Origin of the sequence: Tritonibacter scottomollicae (genome assembly GCF_003003215.1) — a bacterium.
GTDB lineage: Bacteria > Pseudomonadota > Alphaproteobacteria > Rhodobacterales > Rhodobacteraceae > Epibacterium > Epibacterium scottomollicae.
This window is the reverse complement of the sequence record NZ_PVUF01000064.1, coordinates 1-1,350: the sequence shown is the minus strand read 5'-3', so window position 1 is coordinate 1,350 and position 1,350 is coordinate 1. Positions and strand designations below refer to the sequence as shown.

Sequence of the window (1,350 nt, the reverse complement as noted above, 5' to 3'; positions counted from 1 at the left end):
TGTGTGGATGGCTCCTGCATAGCAAGACATATTTGATCAGAATTGTGCATTTGTCAGAAGCAGCCATGTGTCCGGCCTGTTTGCGCGGTTTTGACCGCTGGCCCTGATGGGTTCCGCAAACCAAGTTCCTTACAGCTTAGCGGGCTATGACGCCCGGGACATTCGGCGGAGTGTCTTGGATTTGGCGGCAGACTTATGCACCATCATCTCGCGGGTCTTGCTAACTCGTGGTTCCTTTCTTCTCAGGCTGCCGTACGGGGGCCGTAGGGTTCGTCGCGGGTCAGGACAGCCCAGACGATCCTGGCGGTCTTATTGGCCATGGCAACAGTCGCTACACGGGCGGGTTTGCGTTCGAGCAATGACGTCAGCCACTTGCTGGCACGTTCAGGGTGGGACCGCGTTTGTCGGACCAGTGATGTCATGCCGACGACGAGCAACGAGCGTAAATACTGGTCACCCATCTTGGTGATCCGTCCCAGCTTTTCCTTGCCTCCGCTGGATTTATTGGCAGGCGTCAAGCCCAGCCAAGCGGCGAACTCCCGGCCATTTCGGAACTGATGCCCGTCGCCGATGCTGGCGATGATCGCAGAAGCCGTCACCGCGCCGACGCCGGGTATCGTGCGCAACAAACGGACACGCGCATCTTCTTTGGCCACTTGCTTGAGGCGCTCTTCATACCATCGGATCCGCTTATGCAATGCCATCAACTGTTCTGACAGGTTGCGGATCACCTCATTGGCAATGTCTGGCAAGTCGAGCACTTCACCAAGTGTGATATCCTCAGCAAACCCAATCACGCGGGCCAGTCCTCTGGGGATGTAGACACCGAACTCAGCAACCAGGCCACGTAGGCCGTTGATCAGCTGCGTCCTTTGACGGACCAAAAGGTCGCGAGCCCGATGAAGCGACAGCAAAGCTTGTTGCTCAACCGTTTTGATCGCAACAAAGCGCATCGTGGGTCGTGTCACGGCTTCACAGATTGCCTCGGCGTCGATTGCATCTGACTTCCCTCGCTTGACGTAGGGCTTCACATACATCGGTGGGATCAAACGCACCTCGTGGCCCAAGGCCGTCAATTCGCGGGCCCAATGATGGGCGCTGCTGCAAGACTCCATACCGATCAGGCGGGTTCTAACTTAGCAAAGAACGGCAGAAACTGCGCCCGTCTCAGGGGCTTGTTGAACAACACATCGTCGTTCTCTGCGATACCATGGACTTGGAAAACGTTCTTGGCCAGGTCAACGCCGATTGTGGTAACTTGCATGGGGTGGCTCCTCTCAAAGCAGATTTAGACACCTGCATTATGGCGCATTGCGACGCCGGTTGAAGCAGGAGCCATCCACCCCATCA

At 56.7% G+C, this 1,350-nt stretch carries 1 pseudogene; it reads right to left on the bottom strand.

The window, feature by feature from the left end:
* Positions 1–242: 242 nt before the first annotated feature.
* Positions 243–1,264, bottom strand: a pseudogene (locus tag CLV89_RS22255) (IS110 family RNA-guided transposase).
* Positions 1,265–1,350: the final 86 nt, after the last annotated feature.